Origin of the sequence: Paraburkholderia dipogonis (genome assembly GCF_046027395.1) — a bacterium.
Classification (GTDB): Bacteria; Pseudomonadota; Gammaproteobacteria; order Burkholderiales; family Burkholderiaceae; genus Paraburkholderia; species Paraburkholderia dipogonis_A.
Genome location: NZ_JAQQEG010000035.1, coordinates 44,715 through 61,077 on the forward strand (window position 1 = coordinate 44,715; position 16,363 = coordinate 61,077).

General features: G+C 65.8%; 3 protein-coding genes. All 3 read left to right on the plus strand.

What is annotated here, in order from left to right; all coding sequences use genetic code 11:
- Nucleotides 1–45: 45 nt before the first annotated feature.
- Entirely contained in the window at nucleotides 46–9,765 is a 9,720-nt protein-coding gene (locus tag PQR32_RS30530) for a non-ribosomal peptide synthetase (RefSeq protein WP_408235895.1), read from the plus strand.
- Nucleotides 9,766–9,828: 63 nt separating this feature from the next.
- On the plus strand, nucleotides 9,829–14,853 hold the full coding sequence (locus tag PQR32_RS30535; RefSeq protein ID WP_408235898.1) for a non-ribosomal peptide synthetase: 5,025 nt from the start codon (nucleotides 9,829–9,831) through the stop codon (nucleotides 14,851–14,853).
- Nucleotides 14,854–14,983: 130 nt separating this feature from the next.
- The gene (locus PQR32_RS30540) at nucleotides 14,984–16,354 is read left to right on the plus strand and encodes a lysine N(6)-hydroxylase/L-ornithine N(5)-oxygenase family protein (RefSeq protein WP_408235901.1); all 1,371 of its coding nucleotides are present in this window, start codon (nucleotides 14,984–14,986) and stop codon (nucleotides 16,352–16,354) included.
- Nucleotides 16,355–16,363 lie beyond the last annotated feature (9 nt).

Below are 16,363 nucleotides of genomic sequence, written 5' to 3' on the forward strand. Positions count from 1 at the left end.
CCTGCGACTTGGCCAAGGCGGCCAGTTCTAACGGATTTCATGCCCATGACGAGCTTCCCGATTGCGTTGCACCACCAGATCCGCGCCATGGCGCGCATCGATCCCGATGCGCCCGCGCTGGCGTCCTTCACGCCGCACACCGTGCGGCTGACGCGCGGTGAACTGGATAGCCGCGCGGCGCGGCTTGCGGCGCGACTGCGCGCGGCGGGTGTGACGACTGAAGTGCGCGTGGGGGTTTGCGTCGCGCGGTCCTGCGATCTGTTCGTCGCCTTGCTCGCTGTATTGAAGGCGGGCGGCGTGTTTGTCGCGCTCGATCCACGTCATCCGGCGGCGCGCCTCGATTGGGTCGCACGGGATGCGGGGCTCATGCACGGCATCGTCGACGGTTCCGCCGATGCGGCAATGCGCGCGCGTTTCGCGCAATGCTTCGACGTCGCAAGCGCTGCTGCGACAGAGGTGACGGCGCCTCCTTTCGACGGCGATGGAGAAGACACGCCGGTGCATCCACGCGCGGCAGCCTACCTGATCTACACGTCGGGTTCGACCGGCACGCCGAAAGCCGTGGCCGTCGAACACGGACCGCTTGCCGCGCACGGTGAAGCGCTCGCCGACTCGTTGCCGATCGGTGCCAGTGACCGCGTGCTGCATTTCGCCTCGGTCAATTTCGACGTCTCCATCGAGGCATGGCTAGTACCGCTTGCCGTCGGCGCTAGCGTGGTGATCAGCGATCCGCCGCCGTTCGCGCCGGAAACCACGCATGCGTTCATGCTGCGTGAAGGCGTCACCAATACGACGCTGCCGCCCGCTTATGTGCGCGAGTTCGCGAACGTTTGCGAGCGCCTCGGCGTGCCACCTTCGCTGCGCACGTTGCTGTTCGGCGGCGAGGCGATGTCGCAAGACAGTTTCGACGAGATTCGCCGCGTGTTCCCGTCGGTGCGTCTCGTCAATGGCTATGGGCCGACCGAGGCGGTGATCTCGCCGATGCTGTGGCCCGTCGATCCGGGTATGACGCCGGCGCTCGAGGAAGGAAATGGTTTTGCCTCGCTGCCGATCGGCTGGCCGATCGGGCGACGCGTGGCGCGCATCGACGGCGCGGCACAACAGGGCGAAAGCGGTGAACTGCTGCTCGGCGGTGTGTGTCTCGCGCGTGGCTATCACGGTCGCGCGGCGCTGACGGCCGAACGTTTTCTGCCGGATCCGACCGGCGAGCCGGGCGAACGGATTTACCGCACTGGCGACCTCGCGCGTGAGCGCGCGGACGGCTCGTTCGACTATCTCGGCCGCATCGACGATCAGGTTCAGGTGCGCGGCGTGCGCGTCGAACCCGGCGAGATCGCGGCTTGTCTGCTGACGCATCCAGCGGTGGCTGACGCAGGCGTGCTGGCCGAATCTGCTCATGGCCGAACGCAGCTGATCGCGTGCGTCGTGCTGCAAGACACCCTCGACGATGCCGCGCTGCAAGCGCATCTGGCCGCGCATTTGCCGCAGGCCTGGATGCCGCATCGTCTGGTGCGCTTCGAGCGTCTGCCGTATACGTTGAACGGCAAGCTCGATCGCGCCGCATTGCGCGACTTCATTGCAACGGCGCCGGCTGTCGTCGATGCGAATCACGTCGCGCCTCGAACCGCCACCGAAACGCGCCTCGCCGCGTTTTGGCAAACCCTGTTGAACGACCCGGCGCCGATCGGCTGCGGCGACCGCTTCTTCGCACGCGGCGGTGATTCGCTTGCGGCGATGCAATTGCAGGCGGCGATCCGTATCGAATGGCGTGTGAATCTGCGGCTCGACACATTGTTCGACGATCAACCGATCGAAACGCTGGCGCGTCTGATCGACAACACTGAGATTGAAGCGTTGGTGGGTTCGCATGCCATTACGGTGGTGCAGACCACCGACGCACCGTTCGTCGACCGCGCTGCGTCGTTCGCGCAACAGCGGTTCTGGGTGCTCGCGCAAACGCAGGACGCTGGCGCGGCCTATCACGTTGCCGTGCAATGGGAGGTGCAGGGCGCGCTCGACATCGGCACACTGCAACGCGCGCTCGATTGTTTGATCGCGCGTCATCAGGCGTGGCGAACCACGCTGGTCGAGTCCGACGACGGTATCGTCGTGCAGCATATTCACGCGCGCTTGCCGGTGGCGATCGCCCAAATCGACTTGCGCGGCGATGGCGAGGCCGAACGCATGTCGCGACTGGCAGCGTTCACAGAGCAACATGTCGGCGCGGCCTTCGATCTGTCGAAAGGTCCGCTGGTGCGTGCCGCCCTTGTTACGCTCACTGACAACACGCAGCGCTTCCTGTTGACCACGCATCATTCGATCTGCGACGGTTGGAGTTCTCGCTGCGCCTTCGACGAACTGCGGGCCGCCTATTCCGCTTTCGCGACGGGAAGCGAGCCGCAATTGCCGGCGTTGACGGTCCAGTACGCCGACTATGCGCAATGGCAACGCGACTGGCTTGCTGCCGGCGAAGGCGAAAGGCAGCTTGCATACTGGCGCGACGCATTGCGCGACGCACCCGAAGCGCTAGCATTGCCGCTTGACCGGCCACGCTCGCCGGAACACGACTATCGCGGCGGCCGCCTCGCGCTGCGTTTGCCTGTGGCGCTCTCCGAAGCCGTGCGTGAAGTTGCGCGACGCACGCAGGCATCGCCGTTCACGGTGCTGCTCGCCGCCTTCGACGCCTGGCTTTACCGATTGACTGGCGCGACCGACGTCGTCGTGGCCGCGCCGATCGCGCATCGGCAGCGGGCGGAGACCGCGCCGCTGGTGGGTCTTTTCCTCAACACGCTTGCGCTGCGCGCGCGTGTCGCGCCGGACCAATCGTTCGCCGCGTTGCTCGACGGTGTACGCCGTTCCGCGTTCGATGCGTTCGGACATCAGGATGTGCCGTTCGACCAGGTGCTCGACGCCGTGAAGCCGCCGGTGCGGCGCGGCGACGCGTGGCTCAAGGTCAAGTTCGCGCAGCAGTTCGATCTGGAACTGTCGGCTGAATTGCCGGGCGCTTCGGTACGCATGTCGCCGGGTTTGGATCTCGCCGCCCGTTTCGACTACGCGCTCGATTTCACCGATGACCCGCGCGGCATCGCACTGGTGGTCGCTTATGCGCTCGACGGTATCGACGAAGCGACCGCTCAGGCGTGGCTGCACAGCTACGCCGCGCTCGTCGCCGATGCCGTGCGCGATCCGCAACGCAAGATTGCCGAACTGGATTGCGCGGATAGCGCGGAATATCGTGCCGCCCGACGTGGCCGCGAGTTAAAGCCTGCGGCTGACAACGTGCTCGCGCTGTTCGCGCGGCATGCGCGTGAAACGCCGCATCGGGTGGCGCTCGCGGATGCCGACACGCAACTCACTTACGCCGAACTCGACGCGGCGTCGGACCGTATCGCGCTTGCTTTGCGCCAACGCGGGGCGGACGTGGAGCAGTCGGTGGCCGTGTGTATCGAGCGTTCGGTGCGCTTTGCCGTCGCGCTGATCGGCGTGATGAAGTCCGGTGCGTATGTCGTGCCGCTCGATCCTGCCGCGCCGCGTGAGCGTCTGACTGCTTCGGTTGACGCGTGTGGCGCGCGGTGGATTCTGACAACGAGTAAAAACGTCACGACTGCAGGCGCAGCGACCGCGCTCGATTTCGATACGCTCACGCAGGCTTCATCGCCAGCGAGCGTGGGTGACGCAACCGCAACCGCAACCGCAACCGCAACCGCAACCGCAACCGCAACCGCAATGCGCGCGCCGCTATTGGCGAACCAAGCCGCCTACCTGATCTTCACCTCAGGGTCGACGGGCACGCCGAAAGGCGTCGTCATCTCGCATGGCGCATTGGCCGACTATGTCGAAGGCATGCTGGACGAACTCGCATTCGCCGACGACGCGTCCATGGCAATGGTCTCCACCGCCGCCGCCGACCTCGGCCATACGACGCTATTCGGCGCGCTGTGCTCGGGCCGAACCCTGCATCTATTGCCCGCGCAATGCGCATTCGATCCCGATCGCTTCGCGCATGAAATGCGTACGCGCAACGTCGGCATTCTCAAGATCGTGCCGAGCCACCTGCACGCGCTGCTCGACGCGCAGCATCCGGCTGACGTACTGCCCGCGCATGCGCTGGTGACAGGCGGCGAAACGCTGCCGTGGTCGCTGGTCGAGCGGATCGCGGCACTGAAGCCGGCCTGCCGCGTGATCAATCACTATGGCCCGACCGAAGCAACGGTAGGCGCATTGACGTGCGACACGTCTTCGCCAGCGCAAGCCGCATTGCACGCGCTGAGCGCGCACGCCGTGCCGCTCGGTCTGCCGTTGCCGAACGCCTATGCCTGCGTGCTCGACGGCCACGGCGCGAGCGTGCCGCCGGGTGCAATCGGCGAGTTGTATCTCGGCGGACCGGGTTTGGCGCGCGGTTATCTGAATCGCGCCGCCGCGACCGCTGAGCGCTTCGTACCGAATCCGTTCGCGCCGGGTGAGCGTCTCTATCGAACGGGCGATCGCGTGAGACTGCGCGCTGATCGTCGGCTGGATTTTCTGGGCCGGCTCGACGACCAGGTAAAGATTCGCGGCTACCGCGTCGAACCTGGCGAGGTTAGTGCGGGACTGCGCGCACTCGACGGCATCGCTCAGGCCGAAACGCTTGCCGTGGAGCATGAAGGGCGTTTGCGTCTGGCATCGTTCGTCGCCTTGAAGAGTGGTGCGCGTTTCGACGAAGCCGCGTTGCGCGCGGCGTTGAGCGCGCGCTTGCCGGACTACATGGTACCGGCCGTGTTGCAGCATGTCGCCGTGTTGCCTGTGACCGCCAACGGCAAGGTGGATCGCACGGCATTGCGGGCGCTGGCGGCTGCACCGGCGCCGTCAGCGGCCGCGGGCGATGCGCCGCAAGGCGCAACGGAAGAAGCCCTTGCGGCCGTCTGGAAGGACGTGCTCAAAGCCGAACGCGTGGGCCGCGACGACAACTTCTTCGAGCTCGGCGGCGATTCGATTCTGGTGTTGCAGGTGATTGCCCGTTCGCGCAAGCGCGGCGTGCGCTTCACGCCGAAGCAACTGTTCGATGCGCCCACGCTCGCGCAACTCGCGCGTGTCGCCACGACGGTGGATGTTGCTGCGCAGGCTGCATCGGGCGCATCGAAGGCGCAAGCCGCGCCATCCAAACTCGAGCAGGCCACCACACTCACGCCCGCACAACTGCGTTTCTTCGCACTGGATATTTCGCGGCGTGGTCACTGGAATCAATCCATCGAAATCGACACGCAAGCGCCGTTCGACTTCGACGCTTTCGCGCGCGCTTTCGAAACGCTGCTGACGCACCACGAAATTTTCCGCCAGCGTTTCGCACCGGTGGGTTCGCAAGGTGAATGGCGGCTGACTCTGGCCGAGCGCGCATTCGAAACACTGCCGCTCGCCGCAATTTCCGCACGCGACGAAGCCGACGCACTCGCCCAATTCGACGCATTGCAAAGCACCCTCGATCTGACACACGGCCCGCTCGTCTGCGCATTGGCCGCGCTGCTGCCCGACGGCACCACGAAGCTCTATCTGGCGATCCACCACATCATCGTCGACGGAGTGACGTGGCGTGTGCTGCTGGACGACCTCGACGCCGCCTATCGCGCCGCTTGCGAGCGTCGCAGCGTGCGCCTCGCGTCGACGGGAACGAGCGCGCAGGAATGGGCGGCACGGCTCGCGCGCGCCGCGCTCGACACCGCGAACTCGCCGTTTGCCGCCGAACTTCCATACTGGAGCGCGCTCGCCGCGCCCTACGACGACTTGCCGCTCGACCGTCCGCAAGCCAAGGCGACCAACGCCGAAGCGCAATCCGTGATCCAGACCATCGGCGCCGATCTGACGCGCGCCGCGTTGACGGAAGCGAATGCCGCTTACCGCACGCAGATGATCGAACTGCTGATCGCGGCGCTAGCGCAGTCGCTCGACATGCCCGTGTGTCGTATCGAACTCGAAGGCCATGGCCGCGAGGCTTTGTTCGACGACGTCGACGTCAGCCGCACGCCCGGCTGGCTGACGAGTCACTATCCGGTGCAATTCACTCTTGAAAATTCGCCGGCGGCCACGCTCGGCGCCATCAAGGACACGCTGCGCGCAGTGCCGAACAAAGGTCTCGGCTTTGGCGTGCTGCGCCACTACGGCGACACGGCGACGCGCGCCGCGCTCGCCGCCGTTCCGCGCCCGCATGTGACGTTCAACTATCTCGGCCAGTTCGACGCGCCGCGCGAAGCGGCGCTCGTGCCGCGTTTCGGCGGCGCGGGGCAAGAACGCGATCCGGCGGGTCCGATCGGCAACGCGTTGGCGATTCACGCCTATATCGACGGCGACGCCACGCGTACGCTCAAGGTCCATTGGGTCTACGGCGCGACGCAATTCGAGCGCGCTACCGTGGAAGCCATCGCGCGGCGCTTCGAAAGCGCGCTCGCGGAATTGACCGTCGCGTGCGCCGCGCGTCTCGCGCAACGCGGCGGTGGAGCAACGCCCGGCGACTATCCGCTCGCGCGCGCGGGTGGCTTGACGCAGGCCGCGCTGGAGCGCGTGCCGCTCGACTTGCGCACCATCGACGACATCTATCCGCTTTCGCCGATGCAGCACGGGATTCTGTTTCATTCGCTGTTCGCGCCCGAGCAACCCACCTACGTGAACCAACTGGTCGCGACGTTGATCGAGCCGGACGTGGAACGCCTGCGCGCGGCATTCGAAGCCGCCGTGCCGCGTCACGACATCTTGCGCACCGGCTTTACGCCGGATGAGGCGACACCAATGCAGATCGTGCATCGCCAGGCGCGCATGCCCGTCGAGATTCTCGATTGGCGCGAGCGCGGTGCAGGCGCGCATGATGCATTCGAAAGCTGGCTCGGCGCCGACCGTGCGCGCGGTTTCGATCTGACGTCGCCGCCGTTGATGCGCGTGGCGCTGGTCCGCATGACGGATGACGCATGGCGTCTCGTCTGGACGCGTCACCATTTGCTGCTCGACGGCTGGAGCACGGCGCGTTTCTTCGCTGACGTGCTGCGCGACTATATCGAGCCGCCGCGTCCGCAACCGTTCGCCGCGCCCGCGAAGACGCGCTATCGCGACTTTATCGCGTGGCTGGCCGCACGCGACGCCAAAAGCGAGCGCGGGTTCTGGTTGCAACGTCTCGCTTTGCTCGACGAACCGACGCTGGTTGCCGAACGTGAGTCCGCGAACGGCCGAGAGCCGCAGCATCTCACGCGGCGTGAATCGCTTGACGCGGCGACGATGGCACGTCTCACCGACAGCGCGCGCCGTCTGAAGGTCACGGTCAACACGATGGTGCAGGGCGCGTGGGCACTCGCGCTGCAACGGATGACGCATCACACTGCCGTCGCGTTCGGCGCGACCGTCGCCGGCCGTCCCGATGCGCTGCCGGACGTCGACACCGTGCTCGGTCTTTTCATCAACACGCTGCCGGTGATCACGGTGCCGTTGCCGCAACGCCGGGCATCGGCATGGCTGCACGATCTGCAGCGCGACAACGCCGCGGCTGCGGAGCACGCGCATACGCCACTCTATGAAATCCAGCCATGGGCCGGCCAAGGCGGTGGCGCGCTATTCGACACGCTGATCGTGTTCGAAAACTATCCCGTGGATGAAGCATGGCAAGGGCGCGACGAGCGCGCGCTCAAGCTGCGCGAGTTGCGCAATATCGAGGCGACCGATTTCGCGCTCACGCTGGTGATCGAGGCGGGCGCGACCCTCACGATCGATTACGGCTACGACGCCGCGCAACTCGATGAAGCGCGCGTCGCCGCATTGCATCGCGCGTTTGCCGCGTGCCTTGCGGGCTTGATCGCCGATCCGGACGCACCGCTCGGCACGATTTCGATTTCCACCGTCGACGAGCTGGCCGCGCTGGACCGCTTCAACTCGACCGCGCAAGCGTGGCCGCACACGCAACAGCAAGCGCTGCATCGCCAGTTCGAACAGAAGGCGCTGGCGTCGCCCCATGCGATCGCGCTCGAATTCGTCGACATGCGAGGGCGCACGCAGCAGATGAGCTACGGCGAGCTCGATGCGAACGCCGATCGCGTCGCCGCCTCGCTCATCGAAGCCGGCGTGCGCGCAGATACGGCAGTAGCGCTGTGCGTCGAGCGTTCGTTCGACATGGTGGTGGCGCTGATCGGCGTGCTCAAAGCGGGGGCGGCTTATCTGCCCATCGATCCGGACTATCCCGCGGACCGCATCGCGTATCTACTCAACGACGCGAAACCGGCCGTCGTGCTGACGCAGCCGCATCTGCTGGAACGCGTCGCGGCAGCGGTCGACAGCGCCCGCGTAACAGTCCTGAGCGTCGACGCACTACGCGGCGCCGACTTCACGCTCAGCGCTCCCGTGGCAGTCGCGCCCGATCAGCTGGCCTACCTGATCTACACGTCCGGTTCGACCGGCAAGCCGAAAGGCGCGGGCAATACACACCATGCGCTGGCGAACCGCATTGCGTGGATGCAGGACGCGTATCGACTCGACACCAACGACGTCGTGTTGCACAAGACACCGTTCGGCTTCGACGTATCGGTGTGGGAGTTCGTGTGGCCGCTCGCCGTCGGCGCGAAGCTCGCGATTGCGGCCCCCGGCGACCATCGCGATCCGGCGCGCCTCGTTGCAGCAATCGAATCACATCGCGTCACGACACTGCATTTCGTTCCGTCGATGCTCGCGGCCTTCGTCGCCCATCTGGAAGACTTCCACGCGGCGGCGCGCTGCGCAAGCATCGAGCGAATCATCGCCAGCGGCGAAGCGCTTGCGCCGGAACTGGTGGCGCGCGTCGGAAAACAATTGCCCCACGCGCGGCTCTACAACCTCTACGGCCCGACCGAAGCCTCCATCGACGTTTCGCACTGGACGTGCGGCGCGCGCGATGCCGATGCGACGTCCGTGCCGATCGGTCATCCAATCGCGAACTTGCAACTGCACGTGCTGGACGCGGCGTTGCAGCCGCTGCCGCAAGGCGCGATCGGCGAACTCTACCTGGGCGGCGTGGGACTGGCGCGCGGTTATCTTGGCCGCGCCGCGCTGACGGCGGAACGTTTCGTTCCCGATCCGTTCTCGCACGGCACGCGGCTCTATCGAACCGGCGACCTTGTACGCCGTCGCGCGGACGGCGCACTCGACTATCTCGGCCGCATGGATACGCAAGTGAAACTGCGTGGCCAGCGTATCGAGCCCGGCGAAATCGAAGCACTGTTGCGTGCGGCACCGGGCGTGCACGACGCCGTGGTCATCGTGCGTGACGAGCAATTGATCGGCTACGTGGCGTGCGGCGCGGACAACTCGCTCGACACGCAGACGCTGCTCGACGATTTGCGCGCGCAACTGCCGTCGTACATGGTGCCTTCGCATCTGATCGCGGTGGATGCGCTGCCGGTCACGCCGAACGGCAAATGCGACCGCCACGCATTGCCGGCTCCAGTGCGAGGCACCGCCTCAGAAAACGCCCTTGCGTTACCAGCCACCGACACCGAGCGCGAACTCGCCGAAATCTGGAAGCGGGTGCTGCGCATCGACACGGTCAACCGCGACGACGACTTCTTCGCGCTGGGCGGTCACTCGCTGCTCGCGACGCAAGCCAACGCGCAAGCGAATCTGCACTGGACGCTGATCCTGCCGCTACGCACCTTGTTCGACGAACGCACGTTGCAGCGCTGCGCCGCCGCGATCGATCGCGCACTTGCCGAACGCGACGCACACGGTGCAGGCGATACCGCGAGCGCGATCGATGCACTCCTCGACGAATTCGAACTGCAATAAGCCCAATACGCTGCCCAACACGTCGATTCGTCGGCCAGCCGACCCGTACTGAGACAACCCAGCATGACCACTGCCAAACCGGATCTGCTTTCCCTCGCGTCACGCTTCGCGCTGTTGCCTGATGCGCAACGCAAGGCCTTTCTCACGAAGCTCGACGCCGCCGGCATCGACTTTCGCGTGCTGCCGATTCCACCGCGCGCCGAGCGCACCGCGAGTGTGCCGGCTTCGTTCGCGCAAACGCGTCTGTGGCTGCATGCACGGATGATCGATGAACCGGCGGCGTATCACATCACCGAACGCCTGAGGCTCGACGGCGCGCTCGATGCCAATGCGCTGCGTCTTTCGTGCGATGCGCTGATCGCGCGCCACGAAGCGCTGCGCACGACCTTTACCGAAAGCGGCGACGGCGTGTTGCAGACGGTGCATGCGCCGTCGCGCTGCCCGTGGCACGCGAGCGACGTGAGCGCGTTGCCCGCGGATCAGCGCGAGGCGCGTGCCGCCGACATCGCACGGGCCGACGAAGCGAAGTCCTTCGATCTGTCGCTCGGGCCGCTGATGCGCGCGCACCTGATTCGTCTCGACGCGACCACGCACTGGCTCGCGCTGACGACGCATCACATCGTCTCGGACGGTTGGTCCGCGGACGTGATTCTGGCCGAACTGGCATCGTTTTATCGCGCGTATGCAAAGAGCGAAGCGGTGTCGCTCGCGCCGTTGCCGATCCAATACGCCGACTTCGCGCTATGGCAGCGCCGCTGGCTCGACGCGGGCGAACGGGAACGTCAGTTGGCCTTCTGGCGCGAGCGGCTGGATGCGAATCGCGACGTGCTGATGCTGCCGGGCGCGGCGCCGCGTCCGGCGCAGCGCAGCGCGCGTGGCGCACGGCATCGTTTCGTTCTCGATGCCGCGCTCGCGCAGCAAGTGAAGACACTGGCCAATGCGCAGCGCGCGACGCCGTTCGCGGTATTGCTGGCGGCACTGAGCGCGTTGCTCGCGCGGTCGTCGGGTGAAACGCAGATTCAGATCGGCGTGCCCGCGGCGAATCGCGAGCGCGGCGAAGTGGCCGGTCTCGTCGGCTTCTTCGTGAACACGCTCACGCTTGCGACGCCGATTCCCGCGACGCAGCCATTCGCCGCGGTGGTCGGCGCGACGCAGCAAACGCTGATCGACGCCCAATCGTATCAGGACGTGCCATTCGAACAGGTGGTCGAAGCGCTCGGCGTGGTGCGCAGCGCGAGTCATCATCCGCTGTTTCAGGTAATGGCCGCCTATGGTGCGCGGCGCCGTTTGCCGTCGCTCGCGGAAGTCCACATGACGGAGTTGCCTTCGGGTGCACCGTTTGCCAAGTTCGATCTGACGCTGAGCTTCGAGGAACGGGACGACGGTTCGATCGATGCCTACTTCATCTACGCACTCGATCTGTTCGACGCCGATGCGATAGAGCGCCTCGCCGCGCGATTCATCGAGTTGCTATCGAAAGCGACGGCAGTGCCTGCGACCTCGGTTGGCGATTTGCGATGGCTGCCGGAAGCGGAGCGCGCACAACTCGACGCATGGAATAGCACGGCGCTCCCGCATGAAACGGCATTCAGGCCGGTGCATCAGCGCGTGGCCGACCACGCCAGCGCGCGGCCGGACGCTCGTGGCGTCGCCGATATGCATCGCTCGCTCACGCGGGGCGAAGTGGATGCGCAAGCCACGCGTTTGGCGCAACGACTCGTTGCAGCAGGCGTGAGGGCGGAGATGCGGGTCGGCGTGGCGCTGAGCCGCTCGGTGGATCTGCTGGTCGGTCTGATCGCGGCGTTGAAATCGGGCGGTGCGTTCGTGCCGCTCGACCCGAGCCATCCGCGCGAACGCCTCGCGCAGATTCTCGACGATGCGCAAATCACGCACGTCATCACGGAACGCGCGAGTCTCGCCGCATTGCCGGAGTCGGATCGTCTGCGGTTGTGGCTGATCGACGAGGAACCGCAGGCTGACGAACCCTCGGCGGCGGAGGTCGAGTTGCCACGCGTGTCGCCGCATCAGGCGGCGTATGTGATTTATACGTCCGGTTCGACGGGCAAGCCGAAGGGCGTGGTGGTCGATCACGGTTCGTTTGCACTACATTGCGCGGCGATCGCGGAGCGCTATGGCGCAGGCGAGCGTGAAGTGTTCCTGCTGTTCCAGTCGGTCAATTTCGACGGCGCGCATGAAGGCTGGTTCTCGCAGTACATGTCCGGTGCAGCCGTGGCGATCACGGCGGACACGCTGTGGCCGCCCGCGCAAACCTGCCGGATGATGGTGCGCGAAGGCGTGACCATGACCTACGTGCCGCCCGGTTGCGCAACGCAACTCGCCGAGTGGGCGCTCGCGCACGGTGCGCCGCCCAGCTTGCGTTCGCTGACGGTGGGCGGTGAGGCCACCTCGCGTGAAGCGTTCGCGCTGATGCGCCGGGCGTTTCCGAATGCGCGCATCGTCAACGGATACGGGCCGACTGAAACCGTCATCACGCCGATGCTGTGGATGTTCTATCCGACCGACGACACCGCGAAGCTCGCGGAGAGCGCCTATCTGCCGATCGGCACGCTGGTCGGCGCGCGTTCCGCGCATGTGCTCGATGCACGCTTGAATCCGCTGCCGGTGGGCGTGATTGGCGAGTTGTATCTGGGCGGCGAGGGCGTGGGCGTCGCGCGCGGTTATCTCGACCGGCCGGCGCTCACGGCCGAGCGCTTCGTGCCCGATCCGTTCGGCGCGCCGGGCGCGCGGCTCTACCGTACGGGCGACCTCGTCAAGCGGCGTGCGGACGGCGTGTTCGACTTTATCGGCCGCGTCGATCATCAGGTGAAGCTGCGCGGCTTGCGGATCGAACTGGGTGAGATCGAAGCACAGCTCGCCGCGCACGATGACGTGCGCGAAGCTGTAGCGATCGTGCATGGCAAGGGCGCGCAAGCGGCGCTGGTGGCGTATGTCGAATTGAGCGCGGAAGCACGCGAACGTAGCACACGCGCGGATGCGGCCGAGCTCGACGCGCATCTGCGCCATACGTTGCCGGACTATATGGTGCCTGCGCATATCGTCGTGCTCGACGCGTTGCCGCGCAACGCCAACAGCAAAGTGGACCGCGCGGCGTTGCCGGAACCGCAGCGTGTCGCGCGTGCCTATCAGGCGCCTGCAGCGGGACTCGAAACCGCGCTTGCGCAGATTTTCCGTGAAGTGTTGGGCGTGGAGCGTGTCGGCCGTGCCGATCACTTCTTCGAACTCGGCGGGCACTCGCTCGCGGCGGTTCGCGTGGCGACGCGCGTGGCCGAACGGCTTGCGCGCGATGTGCCAGTGCGCACGCTCTTCGAAGCGCCGACGCTTGCGCAATACGCGCAGCGGGTGATGGCCGCGGCGCGCAGCGAGGCGATGGCCGATGTGGGTAACGAAGCTTTGAGCGGCGCTTCGAATTCACACCCGATAGCCGACGCGAACGGCGTGCTGCCGCTTTCTTCCGCGCAATTGAGCTTGTGGTTCCTGTGGCGCTCGCAGCCGGATAGCGCGGCCTACAACATTCCTGTTGCGCTGCGTTTGCGTGGCGCGCTCGATGTCGATGCGTTGCGCGAAGCGTTTGCTCAAGCGGCCGCGCGACATCCGGCGTTGCGTGTGCGGCTCGTCGAGCGTGAAGGGCAATTGCCCGGCCAACGAGTCGGAGATCCGACGCCGTTTGAGTTGCCGGTGGTGGACCTGTCGGGCGATTCGGCCGATGCTCTCGGCGAGAGCGCCGCAGTCGCGCTCACCGACGAAGATGCGCTCACGCCATTCCAACTGCTCGACGATGTGCCGCTCTGGCGTGTGCGCTTGTTGCGCCTTGCCGAGCAGGATCATGTGTTGTCGCTGGTCGTGCATCACATCGTGTCGGACGGTCAGTCGATCGATCTATGGCTCGATGACGTACGCACCACTTATGTCGCAATCGTGCGAGGCGCGTCGCCGGCGGTTTCGGTATTGGGATCGGCTTCGCATCAGGAACTGATCTTGCCGGTCGCCGCGCCGCGAGCGCGCGTGTCGTTCTGGCGCGATGCGTTGGCCGATGCGCCGTCGCAAGTGTTGCCGTCGCCGTCGTCGGGCCGCGCAGCGTCGCCGAGTTGGAGCGCCGGACGTCTCGCGTTCGAATTCAGCCCGGCGCTCGTTCGCCGCGCGCGCTCGATGGCGCTCGAAGTTCACGCGACCTTGCCCATGTTGCTGCACGCCGCGCTGAATGTAGCCTTCTATCGTGCGACAGGCGCCACCGATCAACCGGTCGGCGTTCTCGCCTCGACGCGTGAACTGACAGGCGAGGCCGCGCGCCGCGCGCTCGGACTCTTCATCAACGCCGTTGTCGTGCGCACGCGGCTCGCGAAAACCGACACGCCGGCGACGCTGCTCGCTGAAGTCCGCGACGCAGCGCTCGCCGCTTATGCGCACGCGGACACGCCGTTCGCCGATGTGGTCGCGGCATTGCGCGTTCCTCGCGCCGAAGCCGGCAATCCTTTGTTCTCAGTGATGTTCAACTACCTGCGTCCGGCGGGAACAGCGGAACGCGACTGGGCTGGCCTCACGCTAGACGATTTCAACGACGTGCGGCATCGGGTCGTGTTCGAACTGGAACTGGATGTGGTCGAGCATGCCGACGGACGCGTGACCGGCGCCTTTTCCTATGCGAACGAACTGGTGGACGGCCGCTTCGTCGAGATATTGACCGCTGACTATCTGGACGTGGTGCAGCAATTCGTCGACGCGCCGCATGAACGACTGGGTGCGCCAGCCGCGCGCTTTGCATTGGAGTCCGCGAGCCCTGCGGCCAGCGCGCAGGTAAACGCGACCTCTCACGACGAAGCATCGCAGCGCGCCCAGGCGCTCGAGCGCGTCTGGAGCGATCTCTTTGAAGGCAACACGCCCGCGCATCACGACGACCTGTTCGAAGCCGGCGCGAGTTCGTTCGACGTGGTGCGCTTCGTCGATGCCGCGCGAGCCATCGGTCATGCGCTGGAGATCGCCGATGTATTCGCCGCGCCGACCTTCGCGCAACTGGCGGCGCGGCTGTTTGCGCGGGCATCGAACGTCGCCGAGTTACGGGACGGCGCCTGAAGCGGTCGCGAAACCCGGCAAAGAAACGCCAGCAAAAAACCGCAATCAATAAAAACCGCATTAATCACGAAAGATTTTTCACCGGTCCGCGCATCCGGCGCGCCGGTTTCCACCGATAAGGACCTGCGACATGCACAGAGACACCGTATTTGATCTGATCGGAATCGGCTTCGGACCGTCGAATCTGGCGCTTGCCGTGCGCCTCGCCGAAGGGGCCGGGGTGTCGGAACTCGCGCATTGCTTCATCGAGCGTCAGCCGGAATTCGGCTGGCATCGCGGCATGCTCCTCGACGATTGCCGGATGCAGATTTCCTTCCTCAAGGATCTCGTGACGATGCGCGATCCGAAAAGCCGCTTCACGTTCATCAACTATCTGTTCGAGCGCGGACGTCTGGCGGATTTCGTCAATCTGAAGAACTTCTATCCGACGCGTGTGGAGTTCCATGATTACCTGAGCTGGGTCGCGGCGTCGTTCGACGATCGCGTGAACTACGGACAGACCGTGACCGGCATCGAAGCGGTCAAGAGCACCGCGAATACGAACGACGTCGAAGCGCTGCGGGTTTTCTCGCGCGACCACGAAGGCCGCGAGTGGCAGCGCGCGACGCGGGCGCTGTCGGTCGGTATCGGCGGCGGTCCGCAGGTGCCGGAAGCCTTTGCCGCGCTCGGTACGCACAACATCGTGCATTCGTCGCAGTACCTGACTTCCATCGACCGCGTGGTCGGACCCGCGAACGGCGCACGAAAACGCGTGGCGGTGATCGGCGCGGGCCAGAGCGCGGCCGAGGTGTTCGTCGATCTGACGCGCCGCTATCCGCACGTCGACGCGAGCCTCATCATCCGCTCGAGCGCGCTGAAACCGGCCGACGACAGCCCGTTCGTCAACGAGATTTTCAGCCCCGCCTTTACCGATATCGTCTACGCGCAGCCGCGCGACGGCCGCCGTTCGCTGATCGAGCGCTTTCGCGACACCAACTACGCGGTGGTCGACCGTCCGTTGATCGAGCAGATCTACGAAATGCTTTATCTGCAGAACGTGTCCGCCGATCCGCGACACCGGCTGCTGGCGAACACCGGCATCGAAAGCGCGGTGCGCACGGCCGGCGGACAGATCGAACTCACATTGCGTGACCGCCTGAGCGGCCACGCCCGCGCCGAGCAATTCGACGCGCTCGTGCTCGCAACGGGCTATCGCCGCGACACGCATTTCGACTTGCTGGAAGGGCTTGCGCCGCATCTGGGCGACGCGCTCGCGCAAGGCAACGTCGAACGCGATTACCGGCTCGCCACGCCGGCGAGTTTCAAACCGCGCATTTATCTGCAGGGCTGTTGCGAAGACAGCCACGGGCTTTCCGACACGCTGCTGTCGGTCCTCGCGCTGCGCTCCGACGAAATCGCCGCTTCGCTCGCACACCGCACATCGCAAGACCGGTCGGCGGGCCGGACACAACAAGCACAAGAAAACGCGACGAGCGCGGGCCGCATGGCCTTCGCTCTTTAATAAAAACGG

Coding starts and splice junctions, on each gene's coding strand:
- PQR32_RS30535 (WP_408235898.1), top strand. CDS start 9,829: ATGACCACTGCCAAACCGGATCTGCTTTCCCTCGCGTCACGCTTCGCG.
- PQR32_RS30530 (WP_408235895.1), top strand. CDS start 46: ATGACGAGCTTCCCGATTGCGTTGCACCACCAGATCCGCGCCATGGCG.
- PQR32_RS30540 (WP_408235901.1), top strand. CDS start 14,984: ATGCACAGAGACACCGTATTTGATCTGATCGGAATCGGCTTCGGACCG.